Origin of the sequence: Erythrobacter sp. NFXS35, from assembly GCF_040148725.1 — a bacterium.
Lineage (GTDB): Bacteria > Pseudomonadota > Alphaproteobacteria > Sphingomonadales > Sphingomonadaceae > Erythrobacter.
The window spans coordinates 73209-87173 of sequence record NZ_JAGDEB010000003.1; the positions used below are offsets into that span (position 1 = coordinate 73209).

Consider the following 13965-nt stretch of genomic DNA (forward strand, 5'->3'; position numbering starts at 1 on the left):
GTTGGCGCGACCCATCCGAAGACCCTTAGCTTACAATTTTTCATCAGGTTTGCAATGTGATGACGCAGATAATGTTGAGTTTTCAGCAACTGTGTTAGCTTTCTCGCGTCACCATACCGGCACGCCTCACAGCCGGATCAGGCTGGCCCCCCAGGTAAAGCCGCCACCCATGGCCTCCAGCATGACCAGATCGCCCGGCTTGATTCGCCCATCCTTGCGCGCCACATCGAGCGCCAGTGGCACCGATGCTGCCGAAGTGTTGGCGTGGCGATCCACCGTTACGATCACCTTTTCGGCCGCGATCCCGAGCTTCCTCGCCGTCGCATCCAGGATCCGCGCATTGGCCTGATGCGGCACCACCCAATCGATCTCGTCAGCGGTAACACCTGTTTCTTCAAGCACTTCCCTGAGCACGCTTGAAAGATTGACTACGGCATGGCGGAACACTTCGGGCCCGCGCATCCGCACATGACCGACGGTCTGCGTGGTCGAAGGGCCACCGTCGACATAGAGCAGATCATGGCACGCACCATCCGCATGCAGCCGACTTGCGATGATGCCAGGCGCATCCTTGCCGCTGTCCCCGCCAGAGGGCGCTTCGAGCACGACGGCTCCAGCCCCGTCACCGAATAGCACGCAGGTGGTGCGGTCTTCCCAGTCGAGGATGCGGCTGAAGGTTTCCGCCCCGATCACCAGCGCGCGTTTTGCCATGCCGGTGCGCAGCAGCGAGTCGGCAGTGGCGAGAGCATAAAGAAAGCCCGAACACACTGCCGCGACATCGAAGGCGATCCCGCCATTGCAGCCCAACGCGGCCTGCACCTTGGTGGCGGTGGCCGGGAAGGTGTTGTCCGGCGTGGCAGTGGCGAGCACGATCAGTCCGATGCTCGACGCATCGACGCCCGCATCAGCCAGCGCCGCGCGCGCTGCCGCGGTCGCCAGTGTGGCGGTGGTTTCGCCCTCGCCTGCAATGTAGCGCTGCCGAATGCCGGTGCGTTCGACGATCCATTCGTCGGACGTTTCAACGCGTTCGGCCAGCTCGGCATTGGTCACCACCTTGGCGGGAAGCGCCGATCCGGTTCCCAGCAATCGCGAACCGTTCATGCCGCGGCCTCGCCGCCCTTGGGCCCGGAAATCCGGCTGTTCTGGCCCAGCGCGCCCTCGCCCAATTGCGACAGGTCGTGCGCGATCCGCTCGGTAAGCTTGTTTTCCAGCAGTCGCGCCGCGACCGCCACCGCATTGGCAACACCCTTGGCATTGGCGCTACCGTGGCTTTTCACCACCACGCCGTTGAGGCCGAGAAATACCGCGCCATTGTGGTTGTTGGGATCGAGATGGTGCTTGAGCAACTCGGTCGCCGGGCGCGACACCAGAAACCCGATCTTCGACCGCAGCGATGAAGTGAACGCCTGCCGCAGCAGATCGGTGACAAAGCGCGCCGATCCTTCGATTGCCTTCAACGCGATGTTGCCGGAAAAACCATCGGTCACAACCACATGGGTCTCGCCCCGGTTGATCTTGTCGCTTTCGACAAACCCGTCGAACATCAACGCCAGCCCGCCATCTTCCCGCGCGGAAGCGGCAGTGAGCATCGCGGCGGCATCGCGCAGTTCCTCGGTGCCCTTGATTTCCTCGGTACCGATATTGAGCAGCCGGACGACCGGGCGTTCGAAGCCGTTGACGATCCGCGAATAGGCCGCGCCCATCACGGCGAACTGCACCAGATTACGGGCATCGGCTTCGGTATTGGCGCCCAGATCGAGCATCACCACGTCATGCGCCTGCAAGGTCGGCATGATTGCGGCCAGCGCCGGACGATCAATGCCCGGCAGGGTGCGCAGCGCAATCTTGCTCATTGCCATCAGCGCGCCGGTATTGCCCGCACTGACGGCGGCTCCGGCATCGCCGGTCTTCACGGCATTAACGGTCAGGCCCATGCTGGTGGTCTTGGCACGGCGCATCGCACGGCTGGGCAGTTCATCGCCGCCCACCACGCCTTCGCAATGGAGGATTTCGGAAGCCCCGCGCATGCCGGGGTGATTGTCGAGTGCGGCGGCGATGCGTTTTTCATCACCGACCAACAGGAACTTGAAGTCCTCGTGCTGACGGCGGGCGAGCGCCGCGCCTTCAACCATCACGCGCACGCCTTCATCCCCGCCCATCGCGTCAACGGCGATACGCGGCAAGTTCATCGTGCTAATCTCCGGTCTATTGTCTGAGCCAACGGCGATCAGCCGACGGCGACAACCTGACGCCCGTTGTAGTGGCCGCAATGGCCGCAGATGTTGTGCGGGCGCTTCAGTTCACCGCAGTTGCCGCATTCGCCGAAGGCTTCGACCTTCAGCGCGTCGTGTGAACGACGCATACCGCGACGGCTGGGGGATACTTTTCTCTTGGGGACAGCCATGGTGGCACCAATTCCTCGAATATTTGCGTTTGCCTGCGCCACCGGCCCTGTTGATAGCGACGGCGTGATTCTCAAAGGCCGCCCTTACGGCAAGGAAGCGTCACGCACAAGCCGCAGCCCTTGCGTGTATTCCTTGGCCAGCAGTGGCGGGAAGGCGGGCGCTATAACGCAAAATTCGCGCGTTGCAAGCGGTGTGCAGTGGCCCTAGCACTGGCGAAGAAATCATCAGGGGATCCTTTCATGACTGTACTTCCTGTGACGCTGGCCGCAGCGGCGGCAGCGGCGATACTCAATATCTGGCTGTCGATCCGCATCGGCGCGCTGCGGACCGCGCTCGGCATCAGTGTGGGCGATGGAGGGAGCGAGCCGTTGCAGCGGCGGATGCGGGCGCAGCTCAACTATGTCGAGAATACTGCCTTCGTGCTGGTGCTGATCGGCGCGATCGAGCTGGCAGGCCGGGGCAGCTGGTGGCTGGCCTACGTGGCAGCGGCATACTTCATCGGCCGCGTGGCGCACGGGTTCGGAATGGACGGCGGCAAGGCCAAGATCGGGCGGATGATCGGCACGCTGCTGACGATGCTGGTGCAGGTTGGCCTTGCGGTGGCTGCGGTGCTGATTGTTATGGGGGTGATGTAGGCACGTCGTCATTGCGAGCGGAGCGAAGCAATCCAGAGTGGCGCGCGAGACGCTCTGGATTGCCGCGGCGCCTTCGGCTCCTCGCAATGACGAGAATTCAGCTTAGCGCATAGTCGCTCACAAACGCGTTCGTCTTGCGCTCGCGCCCAAAGGTGCTGGTGGGGCCGTGGCCGGGAATGAACATCACGTCCTCGCCGAGCGGCCATAGACGCTGGGTAATGCTGTCGATCAGATCCTGATGATTGCCGCGGGGGAAGTCCGTGCGGCCGATGCTGCCCTGGAACAAGACATCGCCGACGATCGCGAAGCGGCTGGGCGCATGAAAGAACACCACGTGGCCGGGCGTGTGGCCGGGGCAGTGGATCACGTCGAGCGTCAGATCGCCCACCGTCACCGTGTCGCCGTGGTGGAGCCAGCGGGTCGGTTCGAAGCTTTTGGCGACCATCCCCCAGCGCGGGCCGTCATCGTCGAGCTGCTCGATCCAGAAGCGGTCGTCCTCGTGCGGGCCTTCAATGTCGAGCCCCAGTTCCTCGGCCAGCATCCCGGCCTGCCCGCAATGGTCGAGGTGCCCGTGGGTGACGAGGATCTTTTCGAGGGTCACGCCCGCCTTGGCGACGCCCTCTTTCAGCTTGTCCAGATCGCCGCCGGGATCGACCAGTGCGCCTTTCATTGTCTTGGTGCACCAGATCAGCGAGCAGTTCTGCTGCAGCGGCGTCACCGGAATGATCGCGGCGCGCATAGGGGGGAGCGGTTTGGGGGCGTCGGTCATGGAGGCAGGCTTAAACCCGCCCCCCCTTCCACACAACCCGCCCGATGATCGCCACCTCATCCGCCGCCACTTCGACCGGCGGGTAGGCGAAGTTCTGGGAGAGCAGCGCAATCCGCCCCGGCCCGGCGCTGGCGATGCGTTTTACCATCAGCGTTTCGCCAACGCGCACCACATGGATGCCGTCGCGGAACGGGCGGGGTGAACGGTCGACGAGGATTTCGTCGCCGTCATTCAGCAGCGGCTCCATCGAATCCCCCTCGACCCGGATCGCGGAAAGGTGCGCGCTTTCCAATCCCTGTTCGGCGAGCCAGCGGCGCGAGAAGCGGAAGGTGTCGAACGCATCCTCCCCGCCCGCGACCGCGCCCGGCCCCGCCGACGCGCCCAGATCGAGCCGGGGCACGTCCACCCACGCGCCCGATTCGCGCCGCTTGGAGGTTTGTGCGAAGGATATATCCTTCGCCTCGCGCAATTCCTTCTCCCCCACACCAAGGAAGCGGGCGAGCGTCGCGCGGTCCCGTTCCTCCAGTTTGCGCGGACTACCTTTGCGAATGAATTGCTGCAGATAGGAAGGATTGCGCCCGAGCAGTTCCGACAGAGCCGCAAGGCTCACCCCGCGCTCCTGCGACAATTCGAGGAGCCGGGCGCGAGGGCCATCAGGGCCGTGACGGAGGTTTTGCGGGTCGGTAACCATGGAAATATCCTACACCTAGGATTTTTCCTAGACAAGTAGGAAATCAACTGGAACATTTAAGGAACATCGAGCGATTCGCCCGGTGATCGCCACCCTCCAAGCACTCAACAGGGACGCAAAACCATGCTGCTTCGGAAAATCGAAATCTTCCTGCGTGAGCATTCCATGCCCGCCACCAAGTTCGGGCGGCTCGCTGCCCATGACCCGCGCTTCGTGCTCGATCTGCGCATGGGCCGCATCCCCCGCCCCGATACCGAACTGCGCACCCGCGCATGGATGCAGGGCTATGCCGACCGCGCCGCAGCCGAAATGAAGGAGGCCGCATGATGCTGACCGAATCGCACCGCGATCCCTTCGCCCACGCCTTTGCCAATCTGGGCGCCGATCTTGACCTTGAAATGAAGTCGGCGGCCCGCCAACCCTTGCGCGCCGGTTTCCGCCCGCGCCGCACCACGGCCGACCGGGTGCGCACCGCGCTGATGCAATTGACCGGCGGCAGCGGAACGGTGCTCGCCCACGAGGAGAAGGCCTGGGCCTCGATCACCTTTTCGGGCACCCGCCACGAGGTAGTGCTGGAGTTCTCCGGAACAGAAGCCGTGGCAGGCGGCGAGGAGTTGATCGAGCGCCTGCCCGATCACGAATTCACCCTGCCCGGCCAGTTGGTCGCCGATGCGACCGTTACCGCAGTCGACCACCGCTTCGGCGCGATGGAGCGGCTGGAGGTGACAGCGGTTCTGCTGTTGCTGGAGGACGTGTGATAACACACCCGCCTTCCCGGGCTTGACCCGGGACCCCGCTGACTTCCTGCCGCGAAGAAGAAGCGGGGCCCCGGCTCGGAGGCCGGGGAGGCGATGTTGTTAAGTGCGCCGCACCACCAGGTTCCTGATCTCGCTCATGTCCTCTATGGCGAAGCGGATGCCTTCGCGGCCCAGGCCGGAGTCCTTCACGCCGCCGTAGGGCATGTTGTCGACGCGGTAGCTCGGGACATCGTTGATCACCACGCCGCCCACGTCGAGCCGGTCCCACGCGTCGAACATCTGGAACAGGTCGCGGGTGAAGATGCCCGCCTGCAAGCCGAAGCGCGAGTCGTTGACCTCCTCCAGCGCGGCATCGAAATCTTCGAAGCGTTGCAGGATCGCGAGCGGACCGAAGGCTTCCTCGTCGCGTGCCTTGGCACCGGCGGGCACGTTCTCCAGCAGCGTCGCTTCGAGCATATTCCCGCGGCTGAGGCCGCCGCCGCAAAGGAGGCTCGCGCCAGCATCCACCGCCTCGTCGATCCAGCACTTGAGCCGCTTCGCCTCGCTGTCGGAGATCATCGGACCGATGAAGGTGTCGCGGTCCTTGGGATCGCCCGCCACCAGCGTCTTGGTCTTGGCGACCAGCATGTCCTTGAAGCGTTCATACACAGCCGCGTGGATCAGGATGCGCTGCACCCCGATGCAGGACTGGCCCGACTGGTAGAACGCGCCGAAGATCACGCGCTCCAGCGCGTCGTCGAGATCGGCGTCCTTGTCGATCACCACCGCCGCATTGCCGCCGAGTTCGAGCACCACCTTCTTCTTGCCCGCCTTCGCCTTCAGGTCCCAGCCCACGCCGGGCGAGCCGGTGAAGGAGAGCAGTTTCAGGCGCTCGTCTTCGGTGAACAGGTCCGCGCCGTCGCGGCTGGCGGGCAGGATGCTGAATGCGCCTTCGGGCAGCACGTCGCACTCCGCCAGCACCTCGCCCATGATGATCGCACCCAGCGGGGTCTTGGATGCGGGCTTCATCACGAAGGGGCAGCCCATCGCGATGGCCGGCGCGATCTTGTGCGCGGCGAGATTGAGCGGGAAATTGAACGGCGAGATGAAGCTGCACGGCCCAATCGGCACGCGCTTCCACATCCCCATGTAACCCTTGGCCCGCGCCGAAATATCGAGCGGCTGGACTTCGCCGTAGTTCCTCACCGATTCCTCGGCGGCAATGCGGAAGGTGTCGATCAGCCGCGTAACCTCGCCTTCGGCATCGTTGATCGGCTTACCCGCCTCGACGCACAGCGCGTAGGCCAATTCGTCGAACCGCTCACGGAACCGCGCGACGCAGTGCATCAGCACGTCCTGCTTCTCGTAGGACGCCAGCTTCGCCATCGGCTCGGCCGCACGCACCGCGCCCGCAATCGCCTCCTCGATCACATCGGGGGTCGCCAACGCGGTGCGGAACGCGACCTCGCCGGTGTACTTGTCCGTCACCGCAAGATCGGTGTTGGGCTGCGCCGCCTTGTTGTTGAGATACAGCGGGTAGGTGTCTTTCAATTTCATCGGGCATCCTTCCCCCCTCCCGCTTGCAGGAGGGGCCGGGGGTGGGCCTTGGGAGGCGAGCACCGTTCGACAACGCACCCTCCCCTGACCCCTCCCGCAAGCGGGAGGGGGATTTGCAGCTTACAATTCCTTGCTCAGCCGCTTGATATCATGGTTCAGGATCTGGTCGTTCTCGGTGTAGTCGACCGGGCAATCGATCAGATGCACCCCCGGCGTGTCGCGGCAATGGGCGAGCACTTCGCGCAGGTGATCGCTGCTTTCGGCCCGGTGGCCGATGGCCCCATAGCTTTCGGCATATTTCACGAAATCGGGGTTACCATAGGTCAGCCCGAAATCGGCAAAGCCCATGTTGGCCTGCTTCCACCGGATCATCCCATAAGCATCGTCGCGCAGGATCAGCACGGTCAGGTTCAGGCCGAGCCGGACGGCGGTTTCCATCTCCTGGCTGTTCATCATGAACCCGCCGTCACCGCAGATCGCCATCACCTTGCGTTCCGGATACAGCATCGCGCTCATCATCGCCGACGGAAGCCCCGCCCCCATCGTCGCCAGCGCGTTGTCGAGCAGCACGGTGTTGGGCAAGTAGGCGGTATATCCGCGCGCGAACCAGATCTTGTAGACCCCGTTATCGAGGCAGATGATGCCATCACGCGGCAAGCAATCGCGCACCTGCTTGACGAGATGCGGCGGGAAGATCGGGAAGCGCGCATCCCCGGCCAGCTTGCCGGTGTGTTCCAGTTCGGCTTGATGATAGGCCAGGATATGGTCGAAATTCCAGTCGCGATTGGGCGAGACATCTTCCTTGATCTGCCAGATCGCATTACCGATATCCCCGATCACTTCGATCTGGGGGAAGTAGACCGGATCAACCTCGGCAGTCTTGGTCGAGATGTGGATCACGGTGACGCCGTTGTCTTTCATGAAGAACGGCGGCTTTTCGATCACGTCGTGCCCGACATTGATGATGCAATCGCTGGCCTCGACCGCACGGTGGACAAAATCGCCCGCCGAAAGCGCGGCGCAGCCGACGAATTTGGGGTGGCGTTCATCGATCACGCCCTTGCCCATCTGGGTCGTGAGGAAGGGGATGCCGGCCTTCTCGACCAGTTGTTCGAGCATCCGGCCCGCTTTCTTGCGGTTGGCGCCTGCGCCGATAACGATGATTGGGCTCTTGGCTTTCTCAATCGCTTCAACCGCCGCGCGCACGGCCTTGGGCTCGGCCGAAGGACGCCGAGCGATGCTCTTGGGCAGCGGCTTCCAGTCAGTGGTGGGTTCCTCGGCGATGTCCTCGGGCAGTTCGATCAGCGTGGCGCCGGGCTTTTCCTCCTCGGCAAGACGATAGGCCTCGCGCACACGGCTCGGCAGGTTGTCGCCCGCAGCGATCTGGATCGCATATTTGGTGATCGGCTTCATCAGCGCGACGATATCGACGATCTGGAACCGGCCCTGCTTCGATTTCTTGATCGGTTTCTGCCCAGTGATCATCAACACCGGCATCCCGCCCAGTTGCGCATAGGCCGCAGAGGTCACGAAATTGGTCGCCCCCGGACCCAGCGTGGCGACGCACACGCCGGTCTTGCCGGTGTGGCGGCCATAGGTCGCGGCCATGAAGCCTGCGCCCTGTTCGTGGCGGGTCAGGATCAGCTTGATCTGTTTCGAGCGGCCCAGAGAATCGAGGAAATCGAGGTTTTCCTCCCCCGGAACCCCGAAAATATACTCGCAGCCCTCCGCTTCGAGACACTCGACAAAAACGTCCGAAGCTTTCTTGGTATCGCTCATTTCTGCACTTCCCCCCATTGCCGCGGGAAGCCCCTGGCTCCCTTTACGCGCCTCGGGCGCGCCCCTGGCGCACCTTGCCGCGCTATCCGCCTCCATGCGGTAGCTGCGCGATGTGACCCCACCGTGATGGACTGTCGCAGGCCTCATGTCTTGCAGAAAAGCGCCAAGCTGCAAGCCGCTGGGGCTATTCAGTAGCCCTTGCGCGGATCGAATATCGGCGCGACCGGCTCGCCGCGCAGATATTTGTCCAAGTTGCCGATAAAGCGATCGGCGCTGCGGATGAACATCTTGTCCTGCGCCCGGCCCGAAAGATGCATCGAGATATGCACGTTCTCGAAAGTCCAAAGCGGATGGTCTGCGGGGAGCGGTTCGGGCGTGGTGACATCGAGGAACGCGCCGCCGATATCCTTGCAGCGCAAGGCTTCCACCAGCGCAGGCTGATCGATCACGCTGCCGCGCGCGATATTGACGATCACCGCGTCGGACTTCATCGTCGCAAGCTCCGCCGCGCCGATCATGCCTTCCGTTTCGGGCGTGGCCGGCACCGCGAGGATGATCCAGTCGAACTCACCCAGCCGCGCCCGCCATTCGTCGGGACGCAAGGTGCCCTCCCCGGCGGAACGGCGGACCACGCTGACATCGATGTCGAACGCCTTCAGACGCGGCTCGATCAACCGGCCGATCGCGCCATAACCGAGCAGCAACGCCTTCGATCCGGCCAATTCACGCTTCCCCGGCGAATCGAACATCCATTCGCGCCGGTCCTGCGCGCGCATCAACTCGCGGTAACCCTTGGCGATGTTCAGCATCCCCATCACCACGTATTCAGCGATGGTGACGGCGTTGATCCCCGCGCCGTTGGTGACGGTAACTCCGCGTTCGATCAGCACATCCATCGGCAGGAAATCGAGCCCGGCGTAGATCGAATTGAGCCATTTCAGCTTTTTCGCCGCGCGCAGGGTTTCGACCATTGCGGCCTGATCGTTCATGTCGAACCAGCCGATTTCGGCGTCAGCGACCGCCTCGATCGACTGTTCGGGGGTCATGAACCAGCGCACGTCGAGGCCATCGGGCAAACGCGGTTCGAGCATCGGGCGGATCAGGCCGGAGATGGCTAAGGTGGTCATGACTTTTCTCCCGTCGTCATTGCGAGCGTAGCGAAGCAATCCAGAGCGGATCGCGCGACGCTCTGGATTGCTTCGTCGCTGTGCTCCTCGCAATGACGAATTAGGATAGCTTCCACTCCCAGCCCAGTGGATCGCCGTCCATCACTTCGACCCCAGAGGCGGCGAGTTCGTCGCGGATCGCATCCGAGGCGGCGAAGTCCTTGGCGGCGCGCGCTTCCTTGCGGCGGGCGAGCGCAGCTTCGATTTCGGCTTCGGTGATGGTCGCGGAGACGGGGCGGATGCGCAGGTCGGTGCGGGTGAGCTTCAGGAGATTTAGGCCCAGCACCGCGTCGAGGTCACGCACAGCATCGAGGCGGTCATGGTGTGAGACCTTCTTCAGCCCGAACAACTCTTCGAGCGCGGTAAGCGCGACCGGAGTGTTGAGATCATCGCCAATCGCTGCGTCAAACTTGTCACGCAAATCGAAGACCTTCGGGTGCACCCGGTCATCCGACTTCCAGTTGCCGTGGCACAGATCATCAAGCTGGTAGACCGCCAGCACCATCCGCTTCAACCGTGTAAGCGCTGCGCCCAGCCCCTCCCACGAGAACTCGAGCTCACTCCGATAATGCGCCTGCAAGCACATCAGCCGATACGCCAGCGGGTGATAGCCCCTGTCGACCAGCAATTGCAGCCGCAAGAACTCGCCCGAAGACTTCGACATCTTGCCGCTGCGCTCGACGAGAAAGTTGTTGTGCATCCAGATTTTCGCGCCGGAATTCTTCGGATCATCGAGCCCGCCATCGTCCTTGGCGTTGCAGCAGAACGCCTGATTCTGCGCAATCTCGTTGGGGTGATGAATCTCGCGGTGGTCGATTCCGCCGGTGTGGATGTCGAACGGGAAGCCCAGCAACGCCTCGCCCATTACCGAGCATTCGAGATGCCACCCCGGCGCGCCACGACCCCACGGCGAATCCCACTCCATCTGCCGCGTCTCGCCTGCCGGAGTCTTGCGCCAGATCGCGAAGTCCGCCGCGTTGCGCTTGCCCTCGACGCTTTCGATGCGGCCTTCCCCGTCCTCGGTCACAGCCCGCGCCAGCCGCCCGTAATCCGCAACCGTGGAGACATCGAAATAAAGCCCGCTCTCCAATTCGTAGCAGTGCTTGTCCGCGATGCTCTTGCCCCAGTCGATCATCGCCTCGACATATTCGGTGGCGCGAGGGTGCTGTTTCGGCTGGACGTTCAGCCGCCCCAGATCGCGCTCGAAATCTTCCTGATAGAACCGCGCGATATCCCAAGCGCTCTTGCCCTCGCGCGCGGCCATGCGCTCCATCTTGTCCTCGCCCTCATCGGCGTCGGACGTCAGGTGGCCAACATCGGTGATGTTGACGACGTGGGTGAGCTTGTAGCCCTTCCACTGCAGCGTGCGCCCAAGCGTATCGGCGAAGACATAGGCACGCATATTGCCGATATGCTGGTAGTTATAGACCGTCGGCCCGCAGGTATAGACGCGTGCTTCCCCTGCGTGGACAGGTTCGAACACCTCCAGTTGGCGGGTAAGCGAGTTGAACAGCTTGAGGGGCGCGTCGGTCATATGCGCGCTTTGGCCAGCCAAGCCCTTGGCGTCAATTATCTCGTCATTGCGAGCCGCAGGCGAAGCAATCCATGATCCGGTGTTTCTGCAAGTGCCGGGGTCGGGCCTTGGATTGCCGCGTCGCTTCGCTCCTCGCAATGACGATGCTGGATCAGAACCCGAGGAACTTGACCTGTTCGTCGAGCGGGACGCGCTCACGCTCGAAATTATTCCCCGGGGCGTTCTCGTCGCGATACCCGATCGCCATCCCGCAGAAGAACATCGTGCTGTCGTGATCCAGCCCGAGAAACTCGCGGATGTCATTGGCATAGAACGCCATGAATTCCTGAAAGCAGCTGTCCAGCCCCTCTTCGCGCAGCAGGAGCGCGACCGTCTGCAGCCACATCCCGGTGTCCGACCATTGCGGTTCGAGCATGAAGCGCGGGAAATGGCACAGGAGCAGCGCGGGCGCGTCGAAATTGGTGGTGTTGCGCGCCATCGCCGCCATCCGCCCCGGGCCATCGTCGCGGGCGATCCCCATCGCCTCGAACATGCCCTTGGAGATACCGTTCAGCCGCTCCTTGTATTCGGGGTGCGCGGCGGGCGCATCCCAGCTGTATTCGAGCTCACCCATCGGCTTGCCGGCAATCCGCGCGCGCAGATCGGCGAGCGGCTGGCCGGTCACGATGGCCGCCTGCCACGGCTGATAATTGCACCCCGAAGGCGACCAGCGGGCCTTGTCCATGACGCGGCGGATGGTTTCGTAATCCACCGGCTTGTCGAGAAAGTGCCGGACAGAACGGCGGGTGGTGACGGCTTCGGTGACGGTGGTGGCGATGCTCATTTTCTTTTTGTACCCTTCTCATCCTCGAACAGTTCCGCCAGCTGCTCCATGATCGTGCCGCCAAGCTGTTCCACATCCATGATCGTCACAGCGCGGCGATAATAGCGCGTGACATCGTGGCCGATGCCGATAGCCACCAGCTGGACGGGCGAAACCTTCTCGATCCACTCGATCACGCTGCGCAGGTGCGCTTCGAGATAGCCCGCCGAGTTCACCGACAGCGTCGAATCGTCCACCGGCGCGCCGTCGCTGATCACCATCAGGATGCGGCGTTCTTCGGGGCGGTAAAGCAGACGGCTGTGCGCCCAGATCAGCGCCTCGCCGTCGATATTTTCTTTCAGCAGCCCCTCGCGCATCATCAGGCCGAGATTCCGGCGCGCACGGCGCCACGGCTCGTCGGCCTGCTTGTAGATGATGTGGCGCAGGTCGTTGAGGCGGCCCGGACCCTGCGGCTTGCCGTCGGCGAGCCATGCCTCGCGGCTCTGTCCGCCCTTCCACGCGCGGGTGGTGAAGCCGAGGATTTCGGTCTTGACCCCGCAGCGTTCCAATGTGCGCGCCAGAATGTCGGCGCTGATCGCGGCGATGCTGATCGGGCGCCCACGCATCGAGCCGGAATTGTCGATCAGCAGTGTGACGATGGTGTCCTTGAACTCGACATCGCGTTCGACCTTGTAGCTGAGCGCGGTGCCGGGCGAGATGATGACGCGGGCCAGCCGGGCGGCATCGAGCACGCCTTCCTCCATGTCGAAATCCCAGCTGCGGTTCTGCTGCGCCATAAGGCGGCGTTGCAAGCGATTGGCGAGCCGTGTCACCACGCCCTGAAGGCCGGTCAACTGGCTATCGAGATAGGCACGCAACCGGTCCAGTTCCTCGGCATCGCATAGATCGGGCGCAGCGATTTCTTCGTCGAAACGGGTGGTGAAGGCCTTGTAGTCGATGCTGGGCGGGATGTCGGCCTGCGGACGGTTGGGGCGGACGGGCGCGTCGGAGGCATCGCCTTCCTCACCGGGTTCGCCTTCGGACATTTCGCCCTCGGTTTCAGCCTCGGAGGATTCGTCGCCCTCGCCGTCGCCTTCCGCCATGTCGCCTGCCATTTCGGCGGCCTGCGGATCGCCCTCGCCCTGGTTTTCGTCCTCGCCGGTCTGTTCGTCGTCCGCGCCGTCATCCTCGTCGGGCGAATCGCTGTCGCTCTCGTCGGGCGCGTCCGTGGGCCGGGTCAGATCGAGTTCGCGCAGCATGTCGAGCGCCAGCTTCTGGAATTCCTCCTGATCGCTCAGCCTCTCGGCCAGCGCGCCGAAGTCCTTGCCGACTTTCTCCTCCAGAAAATCGCGCACCAACTCGATCCCGCCCTGCGCCTTGGCCGGCACCGCCTCACCCGTCAGCGCTTCGCGCACCAGCAGCGCGAGCGCGGTCTGGAGCGGAACTTCAGACGAATTCTGCGCGCGCACAATCTTGTCGCCTGCCGTGCGCAGTTCGGTTGCGGCATCGAGGTTAGCCCGCATCCCGCCGAAACGGTTTGCGCCCAAAGCCTCGTAACGCACCTGTTCGATCGCGTCATAGCAGGCGCGCGCGATCGGTTCGGGCGGCGCGGATTTGGCGTGCAGCCCGGCATCGTGGTGGCGCAGTTTCAGCGCGAAGGAATCCGCGAACCCGCGGGCCTCGGTCACCTGATCGGACGGCAGATCCCGCCCGGGCAGCGGCACGCGGAAGCGGTTGCCCGCCGCGCCCGGCACATCGGCGCTCCACGCGACCTCGACCTCCGGATCGCGCGCAATCGCCCGCGAAGCGCCAGTCAGCGCCTGTTTGAACAGATCGAGCGGGGATTGATCGGCCATAAAACTCCTCGTGCGCTTCCGCGAAGGCGGAAGC

General features: G+C 63.5%; 14 protein-coding genes. 3 read left to right on the top strand and 11 right to left on the bottom strand.

The annotated features are described in order from the left end of the window. Nucleotides 1-126: 126 nt before the first annotated feature. Genes J3454_RS11945 through rpmF form a run of 3 tightly spaced genes read right to left on the bottom strand, consistent with a single transcriptional unit; the run spans nt 127 to nt 2404 of the window. Nucleotides 127-1101, bottom strand: a complete 975-nt coding sequence (locus J3454_RS11945) for a beta-ketoacyl-ACP synthase III (RefSeq protein WP_349514006.1) — start codon at nt 1099-1101, stop codon at nt 127-129. Further along, nucleotides 1098-2189 (bottom strand): phosphate acyltransferase PlsX, encoded by a 1092-nt coding sequence (gene plsX, locus J3454_RS11950; protein WP_349514007.1) that lies wholly within the window; start codon nt 2187-2189, stop codon nt 1098-1100. The genes J3454_RS11945 and plsX overlap by 4 nt, the downstream gene beginning before the upstream one ends. A gap of 38 nt (nt 2190-2227) precedes the next feature. Next, nucleotides 2228-2404 carry a 50S ribosomal protein L32 gene (rpmF, locus tag J3454_RS11955; RefSeq protein ID WP_296720492.1) on the bottom strand — a complete coding sequence of 59 codons (177 nt, stop codon included), beginning with the start codon at nt 2402-2404 and terminating at the stop codon, nt 2228-2230. Nucleotides 2405-2644: 240 nt separating this feature from the next. Here rpmF and J3454_RS11960 point away from each other — a divergent pair, with 240 nt between their 5' ends. Further along, nucleotides 2645-3040, top strand: a complete 396-nt coding sequence (locus J3454_RS11960) for an MAPEG family protein (protein ID WP_349514008.1) — start codon at nt 2645-2647, stop codon at nt 3038-3040. A 97-nt stretch (nt 3041-3137) separates the two neighbouring features. Here the strand turns inward: J3454_RS11960 and J3454_RS11965 are convergent, their stop codons facing one another. Both J3454_RS11965 and J3454_RS11970 read right to left on the bottom strand, forming a co-directional pair. Next, the gene (locus tag J3454_RS11965) at nt 3138-3779 is read right to left on the bottom strand and encodes an MBL fold metallo-hydrolase (protein WP_349514579.1); all 642 of its coding nucleotides are present in this window, start codon (nt 3777-3779) and stop codon (nt 3138-3140) included. A 40-nt stretch (nt 3780-3819) separates the two neighbouring features. Continuing rightward, nucleotides 3820-4500, bottom strand: coding sequence for a LexA family transcriptional regulator (locus tag J3454_RS11970; protein WP_349514009.1), 681 nt, complete (start codon nt 4498-4500; stop codon nt 3820-3822). A gap of 123 nt (nt 4501-4623) precedes the next feature. Between J3454_RS11970 and J3454_RS11975 the strand changes: the two genes are divergently transcribed. Both J3454_RS11975 and J3454_RS11980 read left to right on the top strand, forming a co-directional pair. Beyond that, nucleotides 4624-4827, top strand: coding sequence for a hypothetical protein (locus J3454_RS11975; RefSeq protein WP_349514010.1), 204 nt, complete (start codon nt 4624-4626; stop codon nt 4825-4827). After that, the gene (locus J3454_RS11980; protein ID WP_349514011.1) at nt 4824-5258 is read left to right on the top strand and encodes a hypothetical protein; all 435 of its coding nucleotides are present in this window, start codon (nt 4824-4826) and stop codon (nt 5256-5258) included. Before J3454_RS11975 ends, J3454_RS11980 begins: the two co-directional genes overlap by 4 nt. Nucleotides 5259-5357: 99 nt before the next feature. Here the strand turns inward: J3454_RS11980 and J3454_RS11985 are convergent, their stop codons facing one another. The 6 genes from J3454_RS11985 to cobT all read right to left on the bottom strand — a co-directional run bounded on the left by J3454_RS11985 (nt 5358) and on the right by cobT (nt 13931). Then, a complete protein-coding gene (locus J3454_RS11985; protein WP_349514012.1) occupies nt 5358-6794 on the bottom strand; it encodes an aldehyde dehydrogenase family protein in 1437 nt (478 codons plus the stop codon). A 120-nt stretch (nt 6795-6914) separates the two neighbouring features. After that, complete coding sequence (locus tag J3454_RS11990) at nt 6915-8573, bottom strand: acetolactate synthase large subunit (RefSeq protein ID WP_349514013.1); 1659 nt, start codon at nt 8571-8573, stop codon at nt 6915-6917. Between the two features lie 188 nt (nt 8574-8761). Continuing rightward, a complete protein-coding gene (locus tag J3454_RS11995; RefSeq protein WP_349514014.1) occupies nt 8762-9700 on the bottom strand; it encodes a D-2-hydroxyacid dehydrogenase in 939 nt (312 codons plus the stop codon). 100 nt (nt 9701-9800) lie between these two features. Beyond that, the gene (cysS, locus tag J3454_RS12000) at nt 9801-11273 is read right to left on the bottom strand and encodes a cysteine--tRNA ligase (protein WP_349514015.1); all 1473 of its coding nucleotides are present in this window, start codon (nt 11271-11273) and stop codon (nt 9801-9803) included. A 151-nt stretch (nt 11274-11424) separates the two neighbouring features. Beyond that, nucleotides 11425-12096, bottom strand: a complete 672-nt coding sequence (locus tag J3454_RS12005; RefSeq protein ID WP_349514016.1) for a nitroreductase — start codon at nt 12094-12096, stop codon at nt 11425-11427. Continuing rightward, nucleotides 12093-13931: a cobaltochelatase subunit CobT gene (gene cobT / locus J3454_RS12010; RefSeq protein ID WP_349514017.1), complete on the bottom strand. Its 1839-nt coding sequence runs from the start codon at nt 13929-13931 to the stop codon at nt 12093-12095. Before cobT ends, J3454_RS12005 begins: the two co-directional genes overlap by 4 nt. Nucleotides 13932-13965 lie beyond the last annotated feature (34 nt).

Coding starts and splice junctions, on each gene's coding strand:
- J3454_RS11995 (WP_349514014.1), bottom strand. CDS start 9,700: ATGACCACCTTAGCCATCTCCGGCCTGATCCGCCCGATGCTCGAACCG.
- J3454_RS11965 (WP_349514579.1), bottom strand. CDS start 3,779: ATGCGCGCCGCGATCATTCCGGTGACGCCGCTGCAGCAGAACTGCTCG.
- cysS (WP_349514015.1), bottom strand. CDS start 11,273: ATGACCGACGCGCCCCTCAAGCTGTTCAACTCGCTTACCCGCCAACTG.
- J3454_RS11945 (WP_349514006.1), bottom strand. CDS start 1,101: ATGAACGGTTCGCGATTGCTGGGAACCGGATCGGCGCTTCCCGCCAAG.
- J3454_RS11975 (WP_349514010.1), top strand. CDS start 4,624: ATGCTGCTTCGGAAAATCGAAATCTTCCTGCGTGAGCATTCCATGCCC.
- rpmF (WP_296720492.1), bottom strand. CDS start 2,404: ATGGCTGTCCCCAAGAGAAAAGTATCCCCCAGCCGTCGCGGTATGCGT.
- J3454_RS11985 (WP_349514012.1), bottom strand. CDS start 6,794: ATGAAATTGAAAGACACCTACCCGCTGTATCTCAACAACAAGGCGGCG.
- cobT (WP_349514017.1), bottom strand. CDS start 13,931: ATGGCCGATCAATCCCCGCTCGATCTGTTCAAACAGGCGCTGACTGGC.
- plsX (WP_349514007.1), bottom strand. CDS start 2,189: ATGAACTTGCCGCGTATCGCCGTTGACGCGATGGGCGGGGATGAAGGC.
- J3454_RS11980 (WP_349514011.1), top strand. CDS start 4,824: ATGATGCTGACCGAATCGCACCGCGATCCCTTCGCCCACGCCTTTGCC.
- J3454_RS11970 (WP_349514009.1), bottom strand. CDS start 4,500: ATGGTTACCGACCCGCAAAACCTCCGTCACGGCCCTGATGGCCCTCGC.
- J3454_RS12005 (WP_349514016.1), bottom strand. CDS start 12,096: ATGAGCATCGCCACCACCGTCACCGAAGCCGTCACCACCCGCCGTTCT.
- J3454_RS11960 (WP_349514008.1), top strand. CDS start 2,645: ATGACTGTACTTCCTGTGACGCTGGCCGCAGCGGCGGCAGCGGCGATA.
- J3454_RS11990 (WP_349514013.1), bottom strand. CDS start 8,573: ATGAGCGATACCAAGAAAGCTTCGGACGTTTTTGTCGAGTGTCTCGAA.